General features: G+C 66.6%; 22 protein-coding genes and 1 pseudogene. 9 read left to right on the top strand and 14 right to left on the bottom strand.

Annotated elements, in window-relative coordinates; translation table 11 throughout:
- Window positions 1-190: 190 nt before the first annotated feature.
- Window positions 191-2,092 carry a VWA domain-containing protein gene (locus GM1_RS10045; protein WP_008378469.1) on the bottom strand — a complete coding sequence of 634 codons (1,902 nt, stop codon included), beginning with the start codon at window positions 2,090-2,092 and terminating at the stop codon, window positions 191-193.
- Between the two features lie 3 nt (window positions 2,093-2,095).
- Window positions 2,096-3,580, bottom strand: a complete 1,485-nt coding sequence (mqo, locus tag GM1_RS10040; RefSeq protein WP_008378467.1) for a malate dehydrogenase (quinone) — start codon at window positions 3,578-3,580, stop codon at window positions 2,096-2,098.
- Window positions 3,581-3,731: 151 nt separating this feature from the next.
- Between mqo and GM1_RS10035 the strand changes: the two genes are divergently transcribed.
- Genes GM1_RS10035 through GM1_RS10020 form a run of 4 tightly spaced genes read left to right on the top strand, consistent with a single transcriptional unit; the run spans window position 3,732 to window position 7,109 of the window.
- The gene (locus GM1_RS10035; RefSeq protein WP_008378465.1) at window positions 3,732-4,739 is read left to right on the top strand and encodes an alpha/beta hydrolase; all 1,008 of its coding nucleotides are present in this window, start codon (window positions 3,732-3,734) and stop codon (window positions 4,737-4,739) included.
- On the top strand, window positions 4,736-6,130 hold the full coding sequence (mtr, locus tag GM1_RS10030; protein ID WP_008378463.1) for a mycothione reductase: 1,395 nt from the start codon (window positions 4,736-4,738) through the stop codon (window positions 6,128-6,130). Before GM1_RS10035 ends, mtr begins: the two co-directional genes overlap by 4 nt.
- The gene (locus tag GM1_RS10025; protein WP_008378461.1) at window positions 6,127-6,780 is read left to right on the top strand and encodes a DinB family protein; all 654 of its coding nucleotides are present in this window, start codon (window positions 6,127-6,129) and stop codon (window positions 6,778-6,780) included. Before mtr ends, GM1_RS10025 begins: the two co-directional genes overlap by 4 nt.
- 26 nt (window positions 6,781-6,806) lie before the next feature.
- Entirely contained in the window at window positions 6,807-7,109 is a 303-nt protein-coding gene (locus GM1_RS10020) for a hypothetical protein (protein WP_008378459.1), read from the top strand.
- Here the strand turns inward: GM1_RS10020 and GM1_RS10015 are convergent.
- Both GM1_RS10015 and GM1_RS10010 read right to left on the bottom strand, forming a co-directional pair.
- The gene (locus GM1_RS10015; protein WP_008378458.1) at window positions 7,095-7,922 is read right to left on the bottom strand and encodes an alpha/beta fold hydrolase; all 828 of its coding nucleotides are present in this window, start codon (window positions 7,920-7,922) and stop codon (window positions 7,095-7,097) included. The two genes, GM1_RS10020 and GM1_RS10015, sit on opposite strands and share 15 nt — an antisense overlap.
- Window positions 7,891-9,447, bottom strand: coding sequence for a cobyric acid synthase (locus GM1_RS10010; RefSeq protein WP_008378456.1), 1,557 nt, complete (start codon window positions 9,445-9,447; stop codon window positions 7,891-7,893). Before GM1_RS10010 ends, GM1_RS10015 begins: the two co-directional genes overlap by 32 nt.
- Window positions 9,448-9,572: 125 nt before the next feature.
- Here GM1_RS10010 and GM1_RS10005 point away from each other — a divergent pair, with 125 nt between their 5' ends.
- Window positions 9,573-10,523, top strand: a complete 951-nt coding sequence (locus GM1_RS10005; RefSeq protein ID WP_008378455.1) for a sulfite exporter TauE/SafE family protein — start codon at window positions 9,573-9,575, stop codon at window positions 10,521-10,523.
- Between the two features lie 70 nt (window positions 10,524-10,593).
- On the opposite strand, the gene map is transcribed toward GM1_RS10005, so the two are convergent.
- The gene (gene map, locus GM1_RS10000; RefSeq protein WP_008378453.1) at window positions 10,594-11,457 is read right to left on the bottom strand and encodes a type I methionyl aminopeptidase; all 864 of its coding nucleotides are present in this window, start codon (window positions 11,455-11,457) and stop codon (window positions 10,594-10,596) included.
- Window positions 11,458-11,567: 110 nt separating this feature from the next.
- Here map and GM1_RS09995 point away from each other — a divergent pair, with 110 nt between their 5' ends.
- Genes GM1_RS09995 through GM1_RS09985 form a run of 3 tightly spaced genes read left to right on the top strand, consistent with a single transcriptional unit; the run spans window position 11,568 to window position 14,351 of the window.
- The gene (locus tag GM1_RS09995) at window positions 11,568-12,554 is read left to right on the top strand and encodes a heme/hemin ABC transporter substrate-binding protein (RefSeq protein WP_008378451.1); all 987 of its coding nucleotides are present in this window, start codon (window positions 11,568-11,570) and stop codon (window positions 12,552-12,554) included.
- The gene (locus GM1_RS09990; protein ID WP_008378449.1) at window positions 12,547-13,587 is read left to right on the top strand and encodes a FecCD family ABC transporter permease; all 1,041 of its coding nucleotides are present in this window, start codon (window positions 12,547-12,549) and stop codon (window positions 13,585-13,587) included. The genes GM1_RS09995 and GM1_RS09990 overlap by 8 nt, the downstream gene beginning before the upstream one ends.
- Complete coding sequence (locus tag GM1_RS09985) at window positions 13,584-14,351, top strand: heme ABC transporter ATP-binding protein (RefSeq protein WP_008378447.1); 768 nt, start codon at window positions 13,584-13,586, stop codon at window positions 14,349-14,351. The genes GM1_RS09990 and GM1_RS09985 overlap by 4 nt, the downstream gene beginning before the upstream one ends.
- Before the next feature lie 51 nt (window positions 14,352-14,402).
- Here the strand turns inward: GM1_RS09985 and GM1_RS22680 are convergent, their stop codons facing one another.
- The 6 genes from GM1_RS22680 to dxr all read right to left on the bottom strand — a co-directional run bounded on the left by GM1_RS22680 (window position 14,403) and on the right by dxr (window position 21,742).
- On the bottom strand, window positions 14,403-15,233 hold the full coding sequence (locus GM1_RS22680; RefSeq protein WP_008378445.1) for a hypothetical protein: 831 nt from the start codon (window positions 15,231-15,233) through the stop codon (window positions 14,403-14,405).
- A gap of 190 nt (window positions 15,234-15,423) precedes the next feature.
- Complete coding sequence (locus GM1_RS09970) at window positions 15,424-17,229, bottom strand: penicillin-binding transpeptidase domain-containing protein (RefSeq protein ID WP_008378443.1); 1,806 nt, start codon at window positions 17,227-17,229, stop codon at window positions 15,424-15,426.
- A gap of 22 nt (window positions 17,230-17,251) precedes the next feature.
- Window positions 17,252-18,088 carry a GNAT family N-acetyltransferase gene (locus GM1_RS09965; RefSeq protein ID WP_008378442.1) on the bottom strand — a complete coding sequence of 279 codons (837 nt, stop codon included), beginning with the start codon at window positions 18,086-18,088 and terminating at the stop codon, window positions 17,252-17,254.
- A gap of 58 nt (window positions 18,089-18,146) precedes the next feature.
- Window positions 18,147-19,301: a flavodoxin-dependent (E)-4-hydroxy-3-methylbut-2-enyl-diphosphate synthase gene (gene ispG / locus GM1_RS09960; RefSeq protein ID WP_008378440.1), complete on the bottom strand. Its 1,155-nt coding sequence runs from the start codon at window positions 19,299-19,301 to the stop codon at window positions 18,147-18,149.
- Window positions 19,302-19,337: 36 nt separating this feature from the next.
- Window positions 19,338-20,546 carry a M50 family metallopeptidase gene (locus GM1_RS09955; RefSeq protein WP_008378439.1) on the bottom strand — a complete coding sequence of 403 codons (1,209 nt, stop codon included), beginning with the start codon at window positions 20,544-20,546 and terminating at the stop codon, window positions 19,338-19,340.
- Between the two features lie 26 nt (window positions 20,547-20,572).
- On the bottom strand, window positions 20,573-21,742 hold the full coding sequence (dxr, locus tag GM1_RS09950) for a 1-deoxy-D-xylulose-5-phosphate reductoisomerase (protein WP_040519799.1): 1,170 nt from the start codon (window positions 21,740-21,742) through the stop codon (window positions 20,573-20,575).
- An 82-nt stretch (window positions 21,743-21,824) separates the two neighbouring features.
- On the opposite strand from dxr, the gene GM1_RS09945 reads away from it, so the two are divergent.
- On the top strand, window positions 21,825-22,088 hold the full coding sequence (locus GM1_RS09945) for a DUF2631 domain-containing protein (RefSeq protein WP_008378436.1): 264 nt from the start codon (window positions 21,825-21,827) through the stop codon (window positions 22,086-22,088).
- 79 nt (window positions 22,089-22,167) lie between these two features.
- Here GM1_RS09945 and rlmN read toward each other — a convergent pair whose 3' ends face one another.
- The 3 genes and pseudogenes from rlmN to GM1_RS09930 form a co-directional block, all read right to left on the bottom strand.
- Complete coding sequence (gene rlmN / locus GM1_RS09940; RefSeq protein WP_040519816.1) at window positions 22,168-23,274, bottom strand: dual-specificity RNA methyltransferase RlmN; 1,107 nt, start codon at window positions 23,272-23,274, stop codon at window positions 22,168-22,170.
- Window positions 23,275-23,310: 36 nt separating this feature from the next.
- Window positions 23,311-24,560, bottom strand: a pseudogene (locus GM1_RS09935) (arginine deiminase).
- Window positions 24,561-24,576: 16 nt separating this feature from the next.
- Complete coding sequence (locus tag GM1_RS09930) at window positions 24,577-26,076, bottom strand: basic amino acid/polyamine antiporter (RefSeq protein WP_008378431.1); 1,500 nt, start codon at window positions 26,074-26,076, stop codon at window positions 24,577-24,579.
- Between the last annotated feature and the right edge of the window lie 53 nt (window positions 26,077-26,129).

Below are 26,129 nucleotides of genomic sequence, written 5' to 3'. Positions count from 1 at the left end.
GCCCCAGGTCGACCACCCCAAATACTCACAGCGCAGCGAGTCGAAGCGCCGCAACGGGCCCAGCTCAATGTGCAGACGCTTCGACTCGCTTCGCTCGCTCAACGAGCAGGAAGGGCGTCACTGACCGGGGACGAACCTCGCTCAACGAGCAGTGGGACGAGGAAGGTCGCCGTACAGGAGCGGGAGGGACCTAAGCTACGCCGCGGATGCCCGCGGCGAGGCCGGTGTCGGCGAGGTCGTCGAGAGGCACGTACTCGGCTCGGAGCCGCTGGGCCAGTGCCACCGCGGAACCGAGACGGACAAAACCCTGCTCGCAGTCGACGACGACAGAACTGATGCCGCGGCGTGCGACATCGTCGGCCGCTTCGTCTGCCCGACGCCCCGCGTCGCGCCCACCTGTCGCCCGGCCGTCGGTGAGCAGCACAAGCAACGGCCGACGATGAGGATCCACGCGGGCCGACCGGTCGATCACCTCGACACTGCGCTGCAATCCCTCGGCGAGGGGCGTCCGACCTCCGGTGCGGACCTGAGCCAGACGACCGACGGCGATGTCGACGGAGCGAGTCGGCGGGACAGCGACATAGGCGTCCGCGCCTGCGGCGACGACCACCGCGACCCGATCGCGGCGGGTGTACGAATCACGCAGCATCTCGACGCATGCGTCCCGGACCGCGGTCAGACGCGAGCGTGCAGTCATCGACCCGGACAGGTCGACGAGGAACACCACGAGGTTCGACTCGGTGCCGATCCGCTCCGCTCCACGCAGGTCGCCGGGCTGCAGACTCGGCATCCCGTCGCCGGAGGCCCGTCGGGCCGCCGCGAGCACAGTGCCGAACAGGTGGACGCCGGTTCCGGAGCCGAAGTCGACGTCACGAACCGTCGAACCGCGTGTGCTGCGGGCACGAGACCGCCGACCGGGGTCGCCGTCCCCCACTCCGTCGGCGCGGAAGGTACGCACACGTGGAGACCCACCTGTCGGTCGCGTGCCGAACTGCGGTCCTCGAGAGCCGCCGCCGCTCGGTGGCGGGTCGTCGTCGGGGTCCTCTGACGTCTCGACTGCGCTCGACGAGCCAGAAGAATCGCTCGACGAGTTGGAAGGACTGTCGTCAGGCGAATCGGGAGGAGTGCCGTCGGGCGAACCGGGAGGAGCGCCGTCCGGGTCACGCGACGCGGCGTCGTCACCTGCGCCGAGAGCGTCGTCGAGCTGTTCCTCCGACATCGACGATTCGTCGAACGGATTGCGTCGACGACGGTGTGGGAGTGCCAGTTCGGCGGCCACGCGGACATCGTCCTCGGTCACCTCTGACGCGCCGCGCCACGCGGCATGAGCGGTCGCGGTGCGGGCCATCACGATGTCGCCGCGGAGGCCGTCCACGTCGAGGTGCGCACAGATGCCCGCGATGCGACGCAGTTCCGAGACAGGCAGCACCACGTCGGGCAGCGCCGTGCGCGCGTGCGAGATCCGTGCCGCGAGTTCGGACTCGGCGGCATCGTGCCGACCGGAGAAGCCGGCCGGATCGGCGTCGAACGCCATGCGGGCGGTCACGATCGCCACTCGTTCGTCGACGTCGCGCGGGCCCGCCACGTCGACGACCAGACCGAAACGGTCGAGGAGCTGCGGCCGCAACTCCCCTTCCTCCGGGTTCATCGTGCCGACGAGAACGAACCGGGCGGACTGGGTGTGGGACACACCGTCGCGTTCGACGGTCACCCGACCACTCGCCGCGGCGTCCAACAGGACGTCGACGAGATGGTCGGACAGCAGGTTCACTTCGTCGATGTACAGGACACCGTCGTCCGCCTTGGCGAGCAGGCCGGGCGTGAAGTGTGCCTGGCCGTCACGGAGCACGCGGGTCAGATCGAGCGACCCGACAACCCTGTCCTCGGTCGCGCCGATCGGCAGTTCGACCACCCGCGACTGCGATCCGAGCAGCGGTCCGAGGCCACGCACGACGGTCGACTTCGCGGTGCCCTTCTCGCCCCGGATCAGCACCCCGCCGATCCCCGGCGACACCGCCGACAGGATCAGTGCGAGTTTGAGCCGCTCCTGACCGACAACCGCGCTGAACGGGTACCGAACCGCGTCGGACATCGGTCAGTCGTTGTCGCCGGTGAGCTGCAGGCTGCGGTTGGTCCAGTCCCAGACCTGGTTGTACAGGGCGGGATTGTCGTTGAGCTTCTGGCCGAACGACGGGATCATCTCGGTCAGCTTGTCGCGCCACCCGTCGAAGTGGGCGGTGAAGCACTTCTCCAGGACCGAGATCATGGCGGGGACGGCAGTCGACGCGCCCGGCGACGCACCGAGCAGTCCGGCCATCGAACCGTCTTCCGAGGTGACGACGGCGGTGCCGAATTCGAGGCTTCCGCCCATGCCGTTCTTGCGGATCACCTGGACGCGCTGACCTGCGGTGATCAGCTCCCAGTCCTCGCCGACGGCGAGCGGTGCGAAGTCCTGCAGGGTGGTGACACGATCGTTCCGGCTCGCCGCGAGCTCGGAGATCAGGTACTTGAGGAGACCGAACTCCTTGGGGGCGATCGACATCATCGGCACCAGGTTGCCCGGCTTCACCGACTTCGGCAGGTCGAGGACGCCGCCGGTCTTCAGGAACTTGGGCGACCAACCCGCGTACGGGCCGAAGAGCAGACCCTTTTCGTGGTTGATGACGCGGGTGTCGAGATGCGGCACCGACATCGGCGGCGCACCGACAGCGGCCTGACCGTAGACCTTCGCCGAGTGCTCGGCGATGATGTCGGGGTTGGTGCAGCGGAAGAACTCACCGCTGACCGGGAAACCGCCGAAGCCCTTGGCTTCCTTGATGCCCGACTTCTGCAGCAGGCCGAGGGCGCCGCCGCCTGCACCGACGAACACGAACCGGGCCTCGACGCGGAGCTTCTCGCCGCTGCGCGTATTGCGGAGCTTGATCACCCAGCTGCCGTCCGACTGCTTGCTCAGGTTGCGGACCTCGTGCCCGAAGTACAGGTCGGCGTCGCGGCCGACGTAGTTCAGGAGCTGCTGCGTGAGCGCGCCGAAGTCGACGTCCGTGCCTTCAGTGAACCAGTTCAGACCGACCGGGTCGGAATAGTCGCGGCCTGCGCCCATCAGCGGGAGACGCTCGGCGAAGGTGTCGGCGTCGTCGATGAACTCCATGCCCTCGAACAGCGTCTGGCTCGACAGCGCCGCGTGGCGCTTGCGGAGGAACTCGACGCCGTCGGCGCCGTGGCAGTAGGCCACGTGCGGGATCGGGTTGATGAACTCGTCCGGGGCACCGAGCACCCCGTTGTCGACGCCGTGGGCCCAGAACTGACGCGACATCTGGAACTGCTCATTGATGGTGAGTGCCTTGGTGATGTCGATCTCGCCGTCGGCGCCCGCAGGCGTGTAGTTCAGTTCGCACAGCGCCGAGTGTCCGGTGCCTGCGTTGTTCCAGGGATCCGAGCTCTCGGCCGCTGCCGCGTCGAGACGTTCGAACAAGCTGATCGACCAGCTCGGCTCCAGCTGACGAATGAGGGCGCCGAGCGTCGCGCTCATGATGCCTGCGCCGATCAACGCCACGTCCGTCTTGATGACCTTCTGCGACACGATGCTGCTCTCCTCCGAGGTCGGGGTGAATCCTTGCCGACCCACTCCAGGGGCCGCTCTAGGAGACTCATTGTTCACCATCGAACGTTGACAGGTAGCACCGGTGCTTCCAAATGTGTCGCGTCCGACACGCGGATGAAGCAGCACTAGAGTGGTCGGCGTGACCACCGACTGGCGCCCTGACGAGTTTCTCGACGGCTATGAAGTCCGAACCATCCCCCTCGCAACGGATCCCGACGGCGAGGATCCGATCTTCGCGAGTCTCGTTCGCCGCCCGCTCGACGGCATCACGCCGCGTGGCGCGGTGTTGTACGTGCACGGCTTCACCGACTACTTCTTCCAGACCGAACTCGCCGACTTCTTCCACGAGCGTGGATACGCGTTCTACGCGCTCGACCTCCGTAAGTGCGGTCGGTCCCTGAAGGCTCACCATCAGCCGCACTACACCAGCGATCTCGCGTTCTACGACGAGGAGTTGAACGCCTCACTGGACATCGTCACCGATGAGGTGAGCGCCGCGGGCGGGACACCGCAGGTGATCGTCGCGGGCCATTCGACGGGCGGCCTGGTGACGCCACTGTGGTTGAACCGACTGCGGACCGGCGATCCCGAACGCCACGGGCACGTCGTCGGCCTTCTGCTCAACAGCCCCTGGCTCGATCTGCAAGGCGAGGCCGTGTTGCGGTCGACGCCTGCGTCCAAGCTGATCTCCGCCGTCGGGTCGGTCCGCGGCATGCAGTCGCTCCCCCGCGAACTGTCGTCGGCGTACGGCGACAGCTTGCACGCCGACGTCCACGGCGAATGGACGTACGACCTCGTCCGCAAGCCCCTCTCCGGATTCCCGGTGACGTTCGGTTGGTTGTCCGCCGTCCGCGCCGGACACCGACAGGTGCATGCCGGCCTCGACGTAGGTGTCCCGGCGTTGGTCCTGCGGTCCGACAAGTCGTCGTTCCGCGGGAAGTACGACGCGTCGGTCGACACGGCGGACTGCGTGCTGGACGTGAAGCAGATCGCGCAATGGTCCGGATGCATCGGCGGCCGAGTCCTGGCCGTCGCCGTGACCGACGCGCGGCACGACGTGTTCTTGTCGATCGAGAGTGTGCGCAAACGGGCGTACGCCGAGGTCGACGCCTGGATGGAGAGCGAGTTCGACAAGTGAGCACACCACAGATCGTCGACCTGGCGGTCATCGGCACCGGCAGCGGCAATTCGATCTCTGACGAGCGGTTCGACGACATTTCGATCGCGATCTTCGAGGAGAACCTGTTCGGTGGGACATGCCTCAACGTCGGCTGCATCCCGACGAAGATGTTCGTGTACGCGGCCGACGTGGCGGAGGCCGCTCGGAGCGCCGGTCGGTACGGCGTCCACGCGAGTGTCGACAGCGTCGACTGGCCGTCGATCGTCGATCGAGTCTTCGGCCGCATCGACCCGATCACCGCCGGCGGCCGCGAGTACCGCGTGGATCGCTGCCCCAACATCACCGTGTACGAGAGTCACGTCCGATTCGACGGCGTCGACGACGACCGGTACCGCCTGGTCACGGCGGCCGGCGATGTGGTTCTCGCATCACAGGTCGTCATCGCCGCGGGCGCCCGGTCCGCGGTCCCGGACGCCATCGCCGAGTCCGGTGTCCGCTACTACACGAACAACGACGTGATGAGGCTCCCGGAACTGCCCAAGCGACTGGTCATCGTCGGCAGCGGTTACATCGCCTCCGAGTTCGCCCATGTGTTCTCGGGCCTCGGCGTCGAGGTGTCGGTGATCGCCCGCGGTCCCCGACTGCTGCGTCCCATGGACGACGACATCAGCGCCCGATTCACCGAGGTCGCCGCGGAGCAGTGGGACGTCCACTTGAACACCCAGGTCAAGGGCGCGACGATGCTCGACGGTGGCGGCGTTCGACTGACGTTCGACTCGGGCGACACCCTCGACGCCGACGCACTGCTCGTCGCCACCGGCCGCATCCCGAACGGCGACCTGCTGTCGTTGGACACGATCGGTGTGGAACTCACCGACGACGGCCGGGTCCCGGTCGACTCCCACGGCCGCACGCCGGCTCGCGGCGTGTGGGCGCTTGGCGATGTGAGTTCGCCGTACCAGCTCAAGCATGTCGCGAACCACGAGCAGCGTGTGGTGCAGGGCAATCTCCTGCGCGGCTGGGATTCGGCCGAGCTCGCTTCCTTCGACCACCGGTTCGTGCCCGCTGCGGTGTTCACGCACCCGCAGATCGCGAGTGTCGGGCTCACTGAGGAGCAGGCCCGCGAACGTGGCCTCGACATCACCGTCAAGGTCCAGAAGTACGGCGACGTCGCATACGGCTGGGCGATGGAGGACACGGTCGGAATCTGCAAGGTGATCGCCGAACGCGGGTCCGGCACACTCCTCGGCGCCCACCTTCTCGGTGCACAGGCGTCGTCGATCATCCAGCCCGTCATCCAGGCGATGAGCTTCGGGCTGTCGGCGCACGAGATGGCACGCGGCCAGTACTGGATCCACCCTGCGCTGCCGGAGGTTCTCGAGAACGCACTGCTGGGGTTGGAGTTGTGAGCCTGCACGATCCGGTGTCGGTGCGAGAGTGGTACGCCGACTCGTCCGCCGCGTTCGTGGACGTCGTCGACCGGGTCCCCGCATCGACACTGGATCGTCCCGCGCTCGGCGAGTGGACCATGCGTTCGCTGGTGGGCCACACGTGCAGATCTGGCTTCACCACGATCGAGGTCTACGTCGCGGCGGCCCGCGATCGAATCGATGCCGTAGAGGGCCTCGGTGACCTTCTCGACGGCCCGGCGGCGTACTTTCACGCCGCCCTGGACTGGGTGACCGACCAGGCGGTGATCACCGAGGCGGGCGTGCGCGCCGGTGTCGGGCTAGGCGACGATCCGTTCGATCACGCCCACGACCTCGCCGCACGCGGTGTGGCTCTCGTCGACACACTCGCCGACGACGACCTGCTGCTCACTCCGGTCGGCGCGATCTCCGCAGTGGACTACCTCGCCACCCGAGCTTTCGAGTTGAGTGTGCACACGCTCGACATCGTTGACGCCGCCGGAATCGAACCGCCTGTGCAACTGCCCGGGTGCGCACGCCGGGCGGCGGCACTGGCCGCGTCGTTGACCCGCGACTACGACGTCTACACGCTTCTTCGCGGCATCCTCGGACGAGGCGAGATGCCGGATGGCTTCACCTGCCTGCGCTAGGAGGTGCGTGGGTTTATGCTGCTTCGATGACAACCCCCTCCCAGGCCGGTCTCGAGGTTCTCGGCGCGAACGGAGAGTCGTTGGTGTTCGACGGCGTCACCGTGGCGAAGTTCAAGCATCACGGCAAGGAGGAGACGGCTCGCAACCCGGTCTCCACATACCGCGAGGTGTCGATCAAGGAGAGGACTTCCCTGTTCGGCAAGCCCAAGAACCCGCGTCAGTTCGACGTGCTGCTCGCAATGTCGTCGTTCATGGCATTGACCGTCGACGAGCACGGCCGAGCTCAGGTCGACGAGCTCGTCGCGCGCCTCGAGTCAGTACAGCGCTGACCGCAGCGAGATCTCGCTCGCGACGGCCTTCGCCGCCTTCTGCGGCACCCAGTGATCGATGCCTTCGATGACGGAGAACCGGTAGTCGCCGTACACGTGGCGACCGCTGAACTCGGCCTGTTCGCGACCCAGTGCGGTGTCACCGTCGCTCCACACCATGGTTGTCGGGATCTCGACCGGCGGGCACGCCAGAGTGGCGGCGATGTCGCCGGTGAAGTTGGCGCGATACCAGTTCAGCGGGCCGGTGAGAGCGCCCGGTTCCAGCAGCGGCGCGACTTCTTCGGGTGTGACCCCGTGACGGGTCAGTCGCACACCGTTGTCTTCGGTGAGCAGCTGCTCCGCCTTGGGTTTGACGAAGGTCGAGATGTACGACGAGCGTTCCCGCTGGTCGGAACCCGCCTCCAGCGCCTCCTTCATGGCAGACGGATGGCCGGTGCTGACGGCGACGAGACCGGTGAAGCGTTCCGGGTGCTTCGCGGCGAGATGCCACGCGACGATGCCGCCCCAATCGTGTCCGACGATCATCGAGTACGCGATGTTCAGGTGACCGAGCACCCCGAGGACGTCGCCGACCAACTTCTCCAATCGGTAGTCCTCGACGTGCTCCGGTCGCGCACCTGGGCTGTATCCGCGCTGGTCGAACGTGACGGTGCGCAGGCCCGCTTCGTGCAGCCGCGGGACCACATCGTCCCAGCAGCGGGAGTCGACGGGGAAGCCGTGCAACAGCACCACCCATGGCCCGCGGGCCGGTCCGCTGAGCTTCACATCGAAGGTCAGACCGTCATGCTCGACTTTCAGGTGCTCGGTTTCCACTCAGCCAGGATAGGACGGACGGCAGCGGCCCGGTGCCCGCCTCGAGCAATCTGTGCACAGCTCTCATGTCGAGGTGTTCTGTGACCAGATCGGCAATGGTGTCCAGCTGGTCTTCGCGGACCTTCGCCACGGACAGTCCCGCCGCAGGTGTGAACCCTGCACGTCCGGCCTGGACGGCGACCGTCCGCAGAAACGATCGCCGCATGTCGTCGCCGTCGAGCAGTCCGTGACAGTGGGTGCCGACGACCGGACCGCGGCGTGCGCCTTCGGGGCCGGTCTCGGAATCCACCAGCCATGTCTCTTCAGCACTTCGCGTCACGACGCCGTGATGGATCTCGTATCCGGCGACTGGTGCACCTGCACCGTCGTGTCCGGAGAACGTTCGGAGGGTCTTGTCGGATCGGAACTCGATGTCGACGTCGAGCAGGCCGAGTCCGTCGACGGTTCCGGCGGTCGACTCCACTCGATCGGTGATCCGCCGCGCGAGCATCTGGAATCCCCCGCACACGCCGAGCACCGGACGCCCCGCGCGCGCTCGGTCAACCACGGCGTCGGCGAGGCCGGTGGATCGCAGCCAGGCGAGATCGGAGACTGTGGCACGGCTGCCCGGAAGGACGACGAGATCGGCTGCCCGAACGGCGGCGGGGTCGTCCACCCAGGTCACGTCTACGTCGGGTTCGCACGCGAGTGCCTCGACGTCGGTCGTGTTGGAGGTCCGCGGCAGTCGGATGGCGGCGACTGTGAGACGCTGTCCGCCGGTGTGGGCGACCGGCCCTCCGACTCGCCGGCCGACGGGCGACGCAAGCGAGTCTTCGGCGTCGATCCACAGGTTGTCGGCGAACGGCAGGACGCCGAGTGTGCGTCTGCCTGTGCGTTCACGGAGAGTGACGAGACCGGGATCGAGCAGAGACGGGTCACCGCGGAACTTGTTGATGACAAAACCTGCAACGAGTGCTTGGTCGTCGGGTTCGAGGAGCGCGAGCGTCCCGAACAGATGCGCGAGCGAACCGCCGCGGTCGATGTCGGTGACGAGCAGTACGGGCAGGTCGGCGGCCCTCGCCAGACCCATGTTCGCGATGTCCGTCGCGCGGAGGTTCACCTCCGCGATCGACCCGGCTCCCTCGCAGATCACGGCGTCGAAGTCGCGACGCAATGACGCGAGCTCGTCCGCGACCACGTGGGACAACTCGCTGCGGCGAACGTGATAGTCGGCCGCACCGACGTCACCGTACGGCCGACCGCGCACGACGACGTGCGAGCGCCGATCACTTCCGGGTTTGAGCAGGACCGGATTGAAGCGCGTGTCCGGTTGAAGCCCACACGCCACAGCCTGAAACGCCTGCGCTCGACCGATCTCTCCACCGTCCAGCGTCACCGCGGAGTTGTTCGACATGTTCTGCGCCTTGAACGGCGCCACTCGCACACCGTCCCGTGCAAGCGCACGGCACAGTCCCGCGACGATGAGGCTCTTGCCCGCGTCACTGGTCGTGCCACCGACCAGCAGTGCGCCATGGTTGTCAGACACACAGATGACCCTACCGACCGCCCTTTCGCTCACCACGATCGAAACCCTGTGCGTCGTCGGCGAAACAGAGCACTGTCAGAGGCCACGCACCACTCGAAGTCCCGGTGCACGCCCTAGGAGTTCCCATGCCCACCCTGCTCATCATCGGTTTTGTCGGCCTGCTCGGCCAATTGGTCGACGGAAGCCTCGGAATGGCGTTCGGTGTCACGGCGACGACATTCCTCATCGCGCTGACGACGTTGTCGCCCGCAGCGATCAGCGCCACCGTCCACCTCGCCGAGATCGGTACGAGTCTCGTGTCCGGGGTCTCGCACTGGAAGTTCGGCAACGTCGATTGGCGGGTCGTGGCCCGGATCGGCATCCCCGGCGGCATCGGTGCATTCGTCGGCGCGACGGTTCTGTCGAATCTGTCCACCGAGGACGCGAAACCCGTCATGGCCACGATCCTGCTGGTCCTCGGCCTCTACGTGCTGCTGCGGTTCACCTTCAGAGGCATCAGCACCAAGAACCTCGGCAAACCCCTGAAGTCGCGTTTCCTCACCCCGCTAGGTCTGTTTGGCGGCTTCATCGACGCCACCGGCGGTGGCGGCTGGGGCCCGGTCGGCACACCCGCCCTCCTCGCATCGGGCCGTCTTGAACCCCGCAAAGTGGTGGGCACAATCGACACCAGCGAGTTCATCGTCGCCGTCGCCGCATCTCTCGGCTTCCTGGCGAATCTCGGCGGTGAAGGCGTCGACTTCGGCGCGGCCGGCGCTATCCTGATCGGCGGCGTGATCGCCGCACCGATCGCAGCGTTTGTGGTCCGCCACTTCCCTCCGCGCCTGCTCGGAGCGACCGTCGGCGGCTTGATCATCCTCACCAACGCTCGCACCCTCGTGGGCAAGAGCGGCTTCGGACTCGACCCGCTGCAGCAACGGTTCGTGTACATCGCGATCGTCGCGCTGTGGGCGGCGGCGTTCGTGTACTCGTTCGTCCAGTACCGACGTGACAAGGCCCTCGAGTCGGTCGATGCGCTCTCGGAGATCGTGGAGCTCCGGTCGGCAGAATCGGGTCAAGAGCTCGCCACTTCGAAGTGACGTCATACGCGTGAGGTGAGACCGCACCGGGACGAGGTCGTGATACGGCCTAGCCCCGGTCCGGTCTCGCTCACGCGTCGGGAAGAGTCAGGATCTCGGCGCCGGTTTCGGTGACGACGAGCGTGTGCTCGAACTGGGCCGTCCATTTCCGGTCCGCGGTGACGACGGTCCAGTCGTCGTCCCACATCTCCCAGTCTTTGCCGCCGAGGTTGATCATCGGCTCGATCGTGAAGACCATGCCCGGCTCCAGGACGGTGCTCACACTCGGCTCGTCGTAGTGGAGGACGACGAGCCCGTTGTGGAAGGTCTCACCGATGCCGTGCCCGGTGAAGTCACGGACCACCGAGTAGCCGAAGCGGCTCGCGTACGCCTCGATGACACGTCCCACGACATTCAGCGCGCGGCCCGGCTTCACCGCTTTGATCGCTCGGTCGGTTGCGATCCGGGTACGTTCCACGAGGTCACGCACTTCCTGCGAGACGTCGCCCGCAAGGAACGTGGCATTCGTGTCGCCGTGGACACCGTCTTTGAACGCCGTCACGTCGATGTTGACGATGTCGCCGTCCTGGATCACGGTCGAGTCCGGAATGCCGTGGCAGATCACTTCGTTCAGCGACGTGCAGCACGACTTCGGGAAGCCCTTGTAGCCGAGGGTGGACGGGTACGCGCCGTGATCGAGCATGTACTCGTGGGCGATCCGGTCGAGTTCGGCCGTGGTGACTCCCGGCGCGACGGCACGTCCCGCCTCGGCGAGAGCGTTTGCGGCGATCTTCGACGCCACGCGCATCTTCGCGATGGTCTCCGGAGTCTGCACCCACGGCTCACTCCCCTCCGCGACAGTGTCCTTCCACACGTACTCGGGGCGCTCGATGGCGTCTGGCACGGACAGGACCGGCGCGACGACGCCGGGAGTGAGCGGGGCACGAACAGTCATGCCGTCGATTGTTTCATGCCAACCGAACTCCCGAGGCTGTCGCCTGCTCCAGGACAGGTAAGGTATTCCTAATAGTCTACTTTCACTCATTTCGAGACAGGCAGGTTCTGGTGATCGGTCGCCCACGTGTGCTGGTCGTCGCTGTGGCGGTCCTCGTTGCACTGACGTCGGCGTGCACCACCGAACCGATCGAGACCGATGCAGCACGGTCGGCGAAGCTCTCGGCATCCCTCCGACCGGGGCCGACCACGGCGGTGCTCCCCACGCCGGACATCGTCCCGGTGTCGACCACCGTGACTGTGCCTGCGAGAGCCGAGCGCATCGTGGCCATCGACCGCAACGGAACGCTCGGCGCAATCGTCTACTCCCTCGGCCTCGGGTCGCACGTTGTGGGCCGTGACAAGTCCACGACGTTCCCGTCGGCGCGCGCAGTTCCCGTCATTACCGATACCGGGCACGCCATCAACACCGAGCGTGTCCTCAACGTGTCTCCGACCATCGTGCTGACCGGTACCGACAGCAACCCTGCGGGCGCCGTCGACGCGCTCCGGCGGGCGGGCCTGCACGTGGTTCAGTTCCCGGCCGAACGATCAGTGGCGTCCACCCCGGAACTGATCCGGGCTGTTGCGACAGCACTCGGTGTGCCTGCAGAAGGCGAGAAGCTCGTCGCCCGGACGCAGTCTCAGATCAACGACGCCGGGCGATCGATCCCCGACCTGCCGACCAAGCCGTCGATCGCGTTCCTCTACGTCCGCGGCGAGTACCTGCTCCTCCTGGCGGGACCGAAGTCCGGCGCCGACGACCTGATCGAGCACCTCGGCGGAGTGGACGCGGGCACCGCATCCGGTCTGACGGCGCCGTTCACCACCGTCAGCGCCGAGAATCTGATGGCCGCCGACCCCGACGTGATTCTGGTGATGACGCAGGGTGCGGATTCAGTAGGCGGAATGGACCGATTGCTCGAACTGCCGGCCATCGCGCAGACGAAGGCGGGGCGGTCCAGGCGGATCGTGGAGATGGACGAGACGCAGATTCTGATGTTCGGGCCCGACACCGGTCTGGTGATGGGTGCTTTGGCGAAGGCGATTTATGCGTGAACTGATCCGCGGCCGCACCCTCGTGGTGTTCGTCGCCCTGCTCATCGTGCTCGCGGTGATCGTCGTCCTCTCGGCGGGCACCGGCGCGGTACACGTCTCTCCGGCTGAAGTCCTCGGTTCGATCGCGCACCATTGGCACCTCGACATCGGGCCGCTTCCGAGTCACCCGAACGGTGAGACCGCATTGTGGGTGACACGATTCCCCCGCATCGTCCTCGGGCTGCTGGTCGGCATCGCGCTCGGCGCGGCAGGCTGTCTCCTCCAGGGAATGCTCGCCAATCCGTTGGCCGAACCCGGAATCGTCGGCATCTCCTCCGGCGCGGCGATCGGAGCCTGCCTGATGATCGTGATCGGCGGCACCGGAACCAACGGGTGGGCCGTCGCGGGCGCCGCGGCCGTGTTCGGTCTCGCGACCACGTTCGCTGTGTACACCCTCTCCATGCGCGACGGGGCATCGTCGACCATCATGCTGGTTCTCACCGGCATCGCTGTGAACGCGTTCGCCCTCGGCGTCATCGCGTACCTGACCTACGTCGCCAGCACCGCGGCCCGGGAGCAGATCGTCTTCTGGCAACTCGGCTCACTCGCGGGCAATGCTTCGTGGGCACAGATCCGTGTGGTCGCACCCCTGGTGATCGCGGGCGTCGCGGGCGGCATGGTGCTCGTCCGCAAACTCGATCTGCTCGCGCTCGGTGAGGTCCAGGCCGCATCCCTCGGCGTCAATGTCGAGGTCGTTCGACGCCAGGTGATCGTGTTGGTCGCGATCCTGACTGCCGCGGCCGTCGCCTTCACCGGGATCCTGATGTTCGTCGGCCTGATCGTGCCGCACGTGATGCGCTTGGTCGTGGGACCCCGACATGCGGTGCTCCTGCCTGCCAGCGCGTTGGGCGGTGCACTCGTGGTGGCCGCCGCCGATCTCGCGGCACGGACGCTCACCGCGGGGGAACTGCCGCTGGGTATGTTGACCTCGTTGATCGGCGGCCCGGTGTTCTTCCTCCTTTTGCGCCGTAAGAGTGCAGGAGCGGCCCTGTGACCGGCATCGATGCGCGCGGCGTCACCGTGACTCTCGGCGGACGGACAGTCGTGTCCGACGTGGATCTCGTTGTGAAGCCAGGTGAACTCGTCGCTCTCGTCGGTCCGAACGGCTGTGGCAAGTCGACATTGCTGTCTGCAGTGTCCGGGCTCCGATCCCCCGACTCCGGGCGGGTCCTCATCGGCGAGGCGGACATCGCGACACTCGATTCCCGAGCGCTCGCTCGTCGACGTGCCCTCGTCACCCAGACGAACCGGACCGACACGCCTTTCACCGTTCGCGAAGTGGTCGAGATGGGCCGCTACCCGTGGACTCGCACTCCGGAGGCCGCGCAGTCGGAGGCGTTGATCACCGCTGCAGTCGAGGCTTGTGAACTCGGCGACCTGCTGGAACGCCATTTCTCTCAACTGTCTGGTGGGCAGCAGGCCCGCGTGAGCCTGGCCCGCGCCCTCGCACAGGACACGCCGGTCCTGCTGCTCGACGAACCGACCGCCGCTCTCGACATCGGCCACAGTGAACAGGTGCTTCAGATCCTCGCCGAACGCGCGAAGGGCGGTGCCACAGTTCTCCTCGTGGTGCACGACCTGTCGCTCGCCGCTGCGTATGCCGACCGGGTAGCGGTGATGAAGGACGGCCGCATTCAGGCCTGCGGCCCCGTCCGCGACGTGATGACCGCCGATCTGCTCTCGACGACCTACGATCATCCGGTGCTAGTCGTCGACCATCCCGACACCGGCGAGTTGCTCATCGTCCCGCGCCGCTGACGACAAACGCGCCGCCCCTCGACGGGACGGCGCGTTCGGCATTCGAACTCGTCAGGCGTTCTTCTTCCGCAGGATGATCACTGCGACACCGGTCGCAACGAGCGCGAGTGCTGCCACCAAGGTCAGCCAGAGACCGAAGCCGACATGAGCCTCGATGTCGAACGACGTTCCGAACGGACTCGTCGAACCTGAATTGATGTCGTTCGCGGCGTCACTGACGTCGGCGATGTCGACGATCGCGACGAGCACCGAGATGACGCCTGCCAACACTGCGGTGACACCTGCGGCGAGCGGCAGCGCCGCTTGCTTCGCCGTCAAGAACACCGCGGCTCCGGCAACTCCTGCCGCAATCAGACCGAGGATCAGGGTGATCACCCCGTCCTTGCCGTCTCCGACGCCCGACGCAGAGTCGTTGACGAAGCCGCTGATGGTCACCCACGGCAGGAATGCCGCGATGATGACCACAACGGCCGCCCCGACGACACCCCACAACGCGGTGACCACCTTCTGGCTCAGCCCGACGCCCATCCCTGCGTTCTGGGGCGCGTACTGCTGTCCATACTGGGCCGCACCGTAAGGCTGTTGCGCGTAGGGCTGCTGCCCGTACTGCGCCTGCTGGTCATACTGAGGCTGTCCGTACTGCCCCGCTTGAGCCTGACCGGATTGCCCCTGTCCGTACTGAGGATCGCCGTACTGCTGCTGCCCGTACTGTTGTGGCTGCTGGGGAGCGCCGTACTGAGGCTGTTGGGGAGCGCCGTACTGGGGCTGCTGGCCCTGCTGGGGAGCGCCGTATTGGGGAGCACCGTACTGGGGCGCGCCGTATTGGGGAGCGCCACCGTGCTCGGGATTCTGCCCGGGGTATCCGGGTGTGGGACCAGTCATGGTTCGCCTCGACTTTCACTACAGGGTCTCCCGTGAGACTTCCATAACCTATGCCCTCATTAGACCGAATGCACGACGGGGGTTCATCCGAATGGTGCACACGCCTGGCACGGAATTGACGAAACACCCAGATCCGGCGTCGGCGTCCGCCGATTCCTGAACTGAATCGGCGGCGGAGCGACAGGGCCGGTCAGGGGCGGTAGTCGGTGGGCAGGGCCGCGAGAAAGTCTCGGGTGACGGCCACTGCGGCTTCCGATCCCCCGCCCATCACGATGAGAGTGGCGAAAGCGATGTCGCCGCGAAAACCCGCGAACCACGCGTGCGATCCGCCCGCGACCTCGGCCTCACCTGTCTTGCCGTACACCTCGCCTTGATCAGCGATCGCCGACGCCGTCCCCGACGTCACGACGGCGCGCATCATCGTCCGCAAGCGCGCGTAGACGTCGCCGTCGAAGTCGACGGTCGGCCCGACGACTTTGGTCGGGCGGTCGTTGATGAGTTGCGGGACGGGCCGACGACCGGTGGCCGCTGTCGCCGACACCAACGCCATTCCGAGCGGGCTCGCGAGTACAGTGCCCTGCCCGAAGCCGTCCTCGCTGCGTCGCACGAGTTCGGGTTCGATACGCACCGATCCGGCTTCGGACTCGATTCCCGCGATCGTGTAGTCCGAGCCGAGGCCCATGGCGGCGCTCGCGTGGGCGAGGTCGGACGGCCCCATCTCGCTGGCGAGTTTTGCGAACGTGGTGTTGCACGACGCCGCGAAGGCCTGTCGCAGCGTGACCTGGCCGAGCGAGAATCCGTCGTAGTTGGGAATGGTGCGTTCACCGATGGTGATCTCGCCGGGGCACTGCACCTGCGCGTCCGGCTCGCTCAGACGCCCGTACATGGCTGCTGCCGAGGTGACCATCTTGAAGGTCGAACCCGGTGGGAACTGGCCCGCGGCGGCCGGGAATCCCGCGCGGTCGGCGTCACCGTTCTGCGCGATCGCGAGGATCTTGCCGGTGGACGCCTGGATCGCGACGGTCATCGCCTGTTTGCCTGCGACGGCGTTCACCGCCCGCTGTGCCGCGTCCTGGACGGTCCGGGACAGCGTCAGGGACACGGCGGGCGCCGGGACACTGGGATGGTCGAAGACGACATCTGCGACCAGCCCGTTGGCGTTCACCACCGACACCCGCCATCCAGGAGTGCCGATGATGTCGGCGCCGACGGCGTTCTTGACACGTGCGACGACGGCGGAGGCGAAGCCGGGATTCCGCGGCTGGAGCACCGACTCGTCTCGCAGCACGATGCCCGGCAGTGCCAATTGATCACGCTGTCTGGCCGCATCCGCTTCCGACAGGGTCCCGATCGGCATCGGGTCGCTGGACGCGGTGGCCTGCTCGGCGATCCGCTGCGCAGACAGGCCGGGCACGAAGGGGCCCATGACCTGCACGAGTCGAGTCGCGGGTCCGATCACGTCCCCGGCCTGCGCCGCAGCGCGGCCGTCGAACAACACCCCAGTGACCACGCCGTTCACCATCACCTCGGTGCCGTCGGACTCGTTGACACTCGCTCTCGGCGGGCTGAGGTCGCCGACGGCGAGATGCTGGTCGGTGCCGAGCTTCGGGTGAATGGCGGTGGACGTCCATCGCACCGACCATCCGGTGTCGCTGCGGCCCATCGACAGCGTGGCCTGGTACTGCCACGTTCGCCCACCCGGCAGCGACCACGTGTACGTCACGTCGACGTCGGCGACATCGTGATCCACGCGCACGCGTCCGGTGCGCGCAGACATCGACTCCGCGCCGAGGCCTTCCCACGTCTCGGACATCGCGCGAGACGCGCCGTCCGGGTTCGTCGTGACGGCGGCCGCGGACTGCACGTCGCGGGCGGCGAACGCGGATATGAAACGGTCCGCCGCATCGCGGGGTTCATCGTCGTCCGACGAGCACGCCGCGGCCGTCACCGCCAACACGAAGACACAGAACAGTGCTATGGCGCGACGCAGGATCATCGTGTGCGGAGGACTTTCTTTGTCAGTCGACGAGAACGGTCGCGAACGTGCCGACCTGGGTGAAGCCGACACGCTGGTAGGTGGCACGGGCAGGCGCGTTGAAGCTGTTGACGTACAGACTCGCGATACGTCCCTGCCGTGCGATGGCTGCGGCGACCGCTGCCGTTCCGGACGCACCGAGTCCGTGGCCGCGCGACTCCTGATCCACCCACACGCCCTGGATCTGTCCGACCCGACGCGACATCGATCCGATCTCCGCCTTGTAGACCACCCGATCACCGTCGAACCGGGCGAACACGCGGCGTGCCGAGATCAACGCGGCCAACCGACGCCGGTACGACGCACCACCGTCGACTTCGCACGGGTCCACACCCACTTCGGTGCGGAACATCGCGACGGCTGCCGGGAAGTAGTTGTCGAGGTCGGCAGGAGTCACGAGCCGGACCAGCGGGTCGGGTATCACGGCGGGCATTCCGCTCAACGCCAGCAGCGGTTGATCGGGACGAATCTCTCGCGGGTCGCCCCACATGGGCGCCAACCGCTCCCACAGGCCGAGGGCGAGCGGCGCGTATCCGACGACCGACGTGCAACCGCGCGGCGATGCCAGAGCGCGTCCCGCGAAATCGTCGAGATCGGCGTCGCCACCGAGGAGCGGCATCAGATTGGCGCCCGAGAAGCACAACGACTGGGCGGGCGTGGAGGCACTCCACATCTCGCCACCGAGAAAGCGCGGCGACATGCCGTACGCCTCGACGCGTGCGGCGACCATGCACGACCCGACGGGGTCTTGATCGAGGGCGCGGCTCACCGCTTCGGTGTCACGGGCTCCCAACGGGCGTCCGCCCAACAATCGCAGCACGTCCCACCTCCGTGTTCGAAGTCCTAGTCGTCAATGCTCCGCGGTCGGCCGAGGGGTCTCAGCTCACCGAGACGACTGGTGATCCGCTCTCAGTGTCCCCCGACTCCTCGGCGATACGCAGCGCTTCGGCGATCAACGTCTCAACGATCTGAGCCTCGGGAACGGTCTTGACCACCTCACCCTTGATGAAGATCTGGCCCTTGCCGTTGCCGGACGCGACACCGAGGTCCGCCTCGCGCGCCTCACCGGGTCCGTTGACCACACATCCCATGACCGCGACGCGCAACGGCACTTCCAGACCCTCCAGCCCGGCGGACACCTCATTCGCGAGCTTGTACACGTCGACCTGCGCGCGGCCGCACGACGGGCACGACACGATCTCCAACTTGCGGGGACGCAGGTTGAGCGACTGCAGGATCGCGTCGCCCACCTTGATCTCTTCGGCAGGCGGTGCCGAGAGGGAAACACGAATCGTGTCACCGATTCCCTCCGACAGCAGCGACCCGAACGCGACGGCCGACTTGATCGTGCCCTGGAACGCCGGACCGGCCTCGGTGACGCCGAGGTGCAGGGGGTAGTCGGACTGCGCCGCGAGTTGGCGGTACGCCTCCACCATGATCACCGGGTCGTTGTGCTTCACCGAGATCTTGATGTCGCCGAAGCCGTGCTCCTCGAACAGGCTCGCCTCCCACAGCGCCGACTCGACGAGTGCTTCAGGTGTCGCCTTGCCGTACTTCTTCAGCAGTCGCGGATCGAGCGATCCGGCGTTGACGCCGATGCGGATCGGGATGCCCGCGTCGCCCGCCGCTTTTGCGACCTCTTTGACGCGGCCGTCGAACTCCTTGATGTTGCCCGGGTTGACGCGCACTGCGGCACAGCCTGCGTCGATCGCGGCGAAGATGTACTTCGGCTGGAAGTGGATGTCGGCGATCACCGGGATCTTCGACTTCTTGGCGATCGTGGCGAGTGCGTCCGCGTCCTCCTGGCGGGGGCAGGCCACGCGCACGATGTCGCAGCCCGAAGCGGTGAGCTCGGCGATCTGCTGCAGTGTCGCGTTCACATCGTGCGTCTTCGTGGTGCACATCGACTGCACGGAGATCTGGTGGTCGCTTCCGACTCCGACGGACCCGACCTGGATCTGGCGGGTCTTTCGGCGAGGTGCAAGAACAGGCGGAGGTCCAGCAGGCATTCCCAGCCCGATCAGATCAGTCATGCCCCGAGTCTACCGACTCACGCCGTACCGCGAACGTCAGCCGAGTCGGATCGGATTGATGATGTCCGCCGTCACAGTCAGCACCATGAAGGCACCCATCACCGCCACGACCGCATAGGTCAGCGGGAGCAGTTTCACGTAGTCGACGGGCGGCCCGGCCGTCATGCCCATGGCACGGCGAATGAGGTTGCGGAACTTCTCGTACAGAGCGATCAGCATGTGCCCGCCGTCCAACGGCAACAGCGGCACCAGGTTGAACGCGCCGAGGAAGAAGTTGATGCTCAGCAGCAGCCCGATGAACAGGTCCCAGTAGCCGCGTTCGACGGCCTCGCCGCCCAGGCGTGACGCTCCGACCACACTGACCGGCGAGTCGACGGCGCGTTCACCGCCGGTCACCGCCGTCCAGAGGTCACCGATCTTCGTCGGCAGCGACGCCAACGACTTCGCGGTCTCGACGAATATGTCGCCGGTGAACGACACCGCCCCACCCCAGACCGAGCCCCAGTCGTACTGCTGGACCAACGTGTTCGACAGTGTCACGCCGATCGCACCGACGGTCACCGGCGTCAACGTGCCGTCCGGGTTCTGCGCCATCCGCTGGACCTGCGACACCGGGATCGTCACGTCGGTGCGTTCACCGTCGCGTTCGACGGTCAGCACCGTCGAGCCCTGCACGTCGCGGACCTTCTCGATCATGTCCGTGGAGTCGGAGATCGACGAGCCGTCGACGGCGACGATCAGGTCACCGGTCCGCAGTCCCGCGTCGACCGCGGGTGCGGCTCCGGTGCACGGGACGGGCTTGCCTTCCGCGTCGGTCGTCGGAGCGACGCACGAGATCTCGGCGACGTGCACCGGCTTGTCACCGAGGACGGGCAGTCCCCACCCGAGCGCGAGCACGATGATCAGAATGAAGCCGAGGATGAAGTTCTGGACCGGTCCTGCGATGAGGACGACAAGACGCTTCCACGTGGCCTGCTTGTACATGGCCCGAGGCTGATCGATGATCGACATCTCGTCGTGCGGCGTCATGCCTGCGATGTCGCAGAAGCCGCCGAGCGGGATCGCTTTCAGGCCGTACTCGGTCTCCCCTACACGCGTCGACCACACAGTGGGACCGAAGCCGACGAAGAAGCGGCGGACCTTCATGCCGGTGGCCTTGGCCGCGAGGTGGTGTCCCAACTCGTGCCAACCGATCGAGATCAGCAGCGCGAGCGCGAACGCCACCACGCCGAGCACGTAACTCACCCGTAAGACTCCAGTCGTCGACGAACCTAGGTGGCAGCAGCGACCAGCACGGCAGCGCGTTCGCGTGCCCACCGGTCCGCTGCCAGGACCTCGTCCAGAGTACCCGGCCTGCCGGTCCACTGATCAGCGTCGGCGAGCACGTCGGCGATGACGCCCACGATCCGCGGGAAGGTGATCCGCCCGGCGAAGAAGCCGTCGGCGGCGACTTCGTTGGCCGCGTTGAAGATCGCGGTGAGGCTTCCGCCCGTGGTCCCGGCTTCGCGGGCGAGGTTGATCGCCGGGAACACGACGTTGTCGACCGGCTCGAACGTCCAGGTCGACGCTTGACTCCAGTCGCAGGCGGCCGAACTGCCCGGCACCCGGTCCGGCCAGCCGAGCGCCAGAGCGATCGGGAGTTTCATGCTCGGCGGCGACGCCTTCGCGATGGTCGCGCCGTCGACGAACGTCACCATCGAGTGCACGATCGACTGCGGATGCACTGTGACGTCGATCCGGTCGTACGGCACATCGAACAGCAGATGCGCCTCGATCACCTCGAGCGCTTTGTTGACCAGGGTCGCCGAATTCAACGTGATCATCGGCCCCATAGACCACGTCGGGTGCTTGCCCGCCTGCTCGGGAGTCACATTCGCCACCTGCTCCGCGGTCCAACCGCGGAACGGACCACCCGAGGCGGTGAGCACCAGCCGGTCGACCTCCGATGCCGATCCACCACGCAGGCACTGGGCGATCGCCGAGTGCTCGGAGTCCACGGGCACGATCTGGCCGGGGGCCGCGGCATCGAGGACGAGCGCGCCTCCCGCGACCAACGATTCCTTGTTCGCCAGCGCCAACCGCGCCCCGGACTCGAGCGCCGCAAGACTCGGGCGCAGCCCGATCGCTCCGACGACGCCGTTCAGCACCACGTCGGCCTCGACCGACTCGATGAGACGGACCATCGCGTCGTCTCCGGCGAGGACGCCCGCACCGATCCGATCGGCGAGTACACCGGCCGCGGCCGGGTCGGCGACCGCGATGCGGGAAGCGGTGAGCCCGGTCGCCGCCACCTGGCGTTCCAGAAGGTCCAGATTGCCGCCGCCCGCACCGAGTCCGACGACCTCGAACAGTTCTGGATGCTCGTCGATCACCTCCAGCGCCTGGGTACCGATGGAGCCTGTCGATCCGAGGATCAGCACACGTGTCGTCACATCTGACATTGTCGCGCACCGGGTGCCGGTTCCGTCACTGGCACGGGTTATGCTTACCCCGAACTACTACCGGCTGTCATAAGGAGTGGACGTGGCAAGTACTGAGGTCCAGGCGATCGATACCGGCTGGGTCCGTGAGCCCGCCGATGCACCGTCGGCCCGCTTCGGCTGGCACGGCACCGCACCGCGCACGTACGCGATCGCCGCGTTCGTCTCGGGACTGATCTGCCTCGCGATGCTGAAGGGCAACCACATCGGCCACGTCGAGGACATCTTCCTCATCGGATTCGCCGTAGTCCTGATCGGCTATGCAGGCTTCAAGATGATCCCGAAGAAGGGCGCCTGGCGACGCTAGCGCGTCCTGCACACGACCAACGGTCGTCCGCCTCATCGAGGTGGACGACCGTTTTTCGTTCGTCCCCGCCGGTCTGCTGTCAGCGTTCGTCGGCGGCGAGCTGGCCGCAGGCGGCGGCGATCTCCTGGCCGCGGGTGTCGCGGACGGTGCAGGAGATCCCCTGTTCGCGAACCCGACGGACGAACTCGTCCTGGACGTGCCGCGGACTCGCATCCCACTCCGACCCCGGAGTCGGATTGAGCGGGATCAAGTTGACGTGCGCCAGAGAGCCTAGCGTGCGACGAAGCTTCTCCCCCAGCATGTCCGCGCGCCACGGCTGATCGTTCACGTCGCGGATCAACGCGTACTCGATCGACACACGGCGGCCCGTCTTGTCGGCGTAGTAGCGCGCCGCCGACAGCACTTCGGCAACCGACCAGCGGGTGTTCACCGGGACGAGCGTGTCGCGGAGCTCGTCGTCCGGCGTGTGCAGTGAGACTGCGAGAGTCACCGACAGCCCCTCGTCCGCCAGGCGACGGATCGCGGGTGCCAGTCCGACAGTCGAGACGGTGACGTGCCGCTGGGAGATGCCGAAGCCCTCCGGCGAGGGCGACGTGATCTTGCGGACCGCGTCGACAACGCGCTTGTAGTTGGCGAGCGGCTCGCCCATGCCCATGAAGACGATGTTCGACAGTCGCCCCGGGTCCCCGAGGTCGCCGTCGCGGGTGGCCCGTGCCGCGGCACGGACCTGGTCGACGATCTCCGCCGTCGACAGGTTCCGGTCCAGACCACCCTGACCCGTGGCACAGAATGGGCAGGCCATACCGCAGCCGGCCTGTGAGGAGATGCACAGCGTGGTGCGGTCGCTGTAGCGCATCAGGACCGATTCGAGAAGCGTGCCGTCGTGCAGTCGCCACAGGGTCTTTCGGGTCGACTCGTCGTCGCACGCCACGTGTCGGACAGGCGTCATCAGCGTCGGGAAGAGGGCTTCGCCGACCGCGTCACGCTTGTCTGCGGGCAGATCCGTCATCTCCGTGACGTCGCCCGTCAGCCGGCCGTAATACTGCTTGGCCAGCTGATTCGCGCGGAACTTCGGCAGCCCGAGCTCGGCGACCGCTGCGATGCGTCCGGCCTCGTCGAGGTCGGCGAAGTGCGTGGGCGGAAGCCCACGCTTGGGCGCGTCGAACACGAGCGGCAGAGACGTCATGCCGTCCATTCTCGCACGATCCGAGCTGCCGTCCGCCTACGCGGGAAGCGGGTCACGGATGATCGGGCAAGTCATGCAATGGCCGCCCCCACGCCCGCGGCCCAGTTCGGCGCCGACGATCGTGATCACCTCGATGCCCTCCTTCCGCAGGAGTGCGTTCGTGTAGGTGTTGCGGTCGTACGCGAACACGACTCCCGGTTCGACGGCGACGAGGTTGTTCCCGCTGTCCCACTGCTGCCGCTCGGACGCGTACTCGCTGCCACCGGCTTCCACACGCGCAGCACCTCGAGGCCGAGCGCCTTGCGGACCACGTCGACGAAGTGCTCGGACTCCTCGATCACGTCGAGACCGACCTCGTTGTCCGCCGGCACGATCGTGAAGGGGACGATCGCGTCGACGATCTTCGGGTAGACGGTGACCAGATCGCGGTCGGCGAACGTGAACACCGTGTCCAGATGCATCGCCGACCTCAATTTCGGCATACCGGCGACGATCACCTTCGTCACGTCCCCGGCCGCGAACAACTGTTGCGCCACCTGAGTAATCGCCTGTCGAGAGGTCCGTTCGCTCATGCCGATCAGCACCACACCGTCGCCCGGCACGAGGACGTCACCTCCCTCGATTGTCGCGCCGCCCCAGTGCTTCTCCGGATCGCCCCAGCGGACAGGCGAACCGATGAAGTCGGGGTGGAACTCGTACACGGCCTTCATCAGCAACGTCTCGTCGTGACGCGCAGGCCAGTACAGAGGGTTCAACGTGACACCGCCGTAGATCCAGCACGTGGTGTCGCGGGTGTACAGCGTGTTCGGCAGCGGCGGCATCAAGTACTCGTTGACGCCGCCGGACTCACGGGCCAGAGACAGGTAACCCGTCCGCAGCTCGGCAGGGAGATCCCGCGTCGACATGCCGCCGATCAACTGCTCCGTGAGTTCGCGCGCGTCGAGTCCGTCCAGGTACGACCGGGTCTCGGCGACGAGTCCGACACCGACTTCGTTCGGCACGATCTTCCGGTCGAGCAGCCACGCGCGCGCGGCCGGATCGGCGACGGTCTCGGCAAGAACGTTGTGCAGTTCCACCACGTCGACTCCACGATCACGCATCTTCGTCATGAAGTCGAAGTGGTCGCGCTTCGCGTTCTGCACCCAGAGGACGTCGTCGAACAGCAGATCGTCGGAGTTCGTCGGTGTGAGGCGTTCGTGCGCGAGCCCCGGCGCGCAGACCAGTACCTTGCGCAGCGTCCCGACCTCGGAGTGCACACCGTACGCGCTGGACGGACTGTCATTCATGTGGGAAGCCTCTCGTTCAGTCGGATTCGTGGACGACCGAGTAGCGGTCTGGTTCTGGATGATTGTCGATCTCTTCGACACCGGTCGCGAGCAGCACCACACCCACGACGCCGCCGACCACGATCGCGCCGAACAATGCGGCCTCGAAGGGCCGGAACACTGTCAGACCTCGCTCCCGCCTGGCGATCACGAACAGGATCGTGCCGATCGCGTAAAGGCTGAAGGCGAGGAGGAGTTTGTCGAGTCCGGCCGCGACCACGAGAAACCCGGTGTACACGACTGCGAGTGACGCGATGACCAGATCCTTTGTCCGATCGCGCCCGTCGGAATAGGTCTCCCGCCTGACCACCAGACGCAGACCGTAAAGCGCGACGAGCAGGTATGGCACGAGTGCAAGAGCCGCCGTCAGGTCGAGCATGAAGTCGAGCGCGTCATCGACGAACAGGAGCCAGATCAGGAGCAGCTGAACGAAGCCGGTCGCCATCATCAGCGCGGCGATCGGCGCGCCCTTCGAGTTGGTCCGCTTCAAGAAGGCAGGCATGTCGTCGGCCTGCGCCGGGATGTAGAGGATCTCCGCCGCCATCAGCGTCCACGCGAGGTAAGCGCCGAGGACCGACACGATGACGCCGATCCGGATGAACACCGATCCCCAGTCGCCGACGAGGTGGGCGAGCACCGAAGCCACGGACGGCTGATCGACGGCGGCGAGGTCGCCCTGGCTCATCGAGCCGTACGACACCAGCGTGACAAGAGCGAAGACACCGAGGACGCCGACGAAACCGAGCACCGTGGCGCGCCCGACGTCCTCCCGCCGACGTGCATAGCGCGAGTACATGCTCGCGCCCTCGATGCCCATGAAGACGAACACGGTGATCAGCATCGTGCCGGTCACCTGATCCCACAGGCTCCCGACCTCGATGCCGTTGCCGCCCAAGAAGTTGTCGGCGAAGTAGCCCGCGTCGAACATCACGATCGCGAGGATGATGAAGACGATCAGCGGGACCACTTTGGCTACAGTCGCGATCCGGTTGATGATCGCCGCCTGCTGGACTCCGCGGCTGATCAGCAGGAAGAAGAGCCACACCCCGACCGACGAGAGTCCTACCGACAGCACCGTCGCGCCGTCACCCAATTCTGGGAACAACGCACTGGTGGTCGCCATGATCAGCACCCAGTACGACGTGTTGCCCGCGCACGCCGACGCCCAGAAGCCGAACGCCGAGTTGAAGCCGATGTAGTCGCCGAATCCGTCCTTCGCATAGGCGTAGACGCCGGCGTCAAGCTCAGGCTTTCGCGTCGCCAACCGTTGGAAGACCAGCGCCAGCATCAACATTCCGCCGCCGGCGATCGTCCACGCGATGATCGCGCCCAGCACCCCGGTCTCGGCGCCGAAGCGACGCGGGAGCAGGAAGACGCCGGACCCGATCATGGATCCGACGACCATCGCCGTCAGAGTGGGAAGACTGACCTTGGCCGGACCCGCGTCCGTGTTTGTTGACGGTTCCGCCTGTGCCACTTGCCAATCCCCGATCGTCAGGTCTGCTATGGCTAGGGCGAGTTACGAGACAC

This window comes from Gordonia malaquae NBRC 108250 (assembly GCF_000344135.1).
Lineage (GTDB): Bacteria > Actinomycetota > Actinomycetes > Mycobacteriales > Mycobacteriaceae > Gordonia > Gordonia malaquae.
Note: the sequence above shows the minus strand (reverse complement) of the source record. Positions and strands in the feature narration are given on the sequence as shown.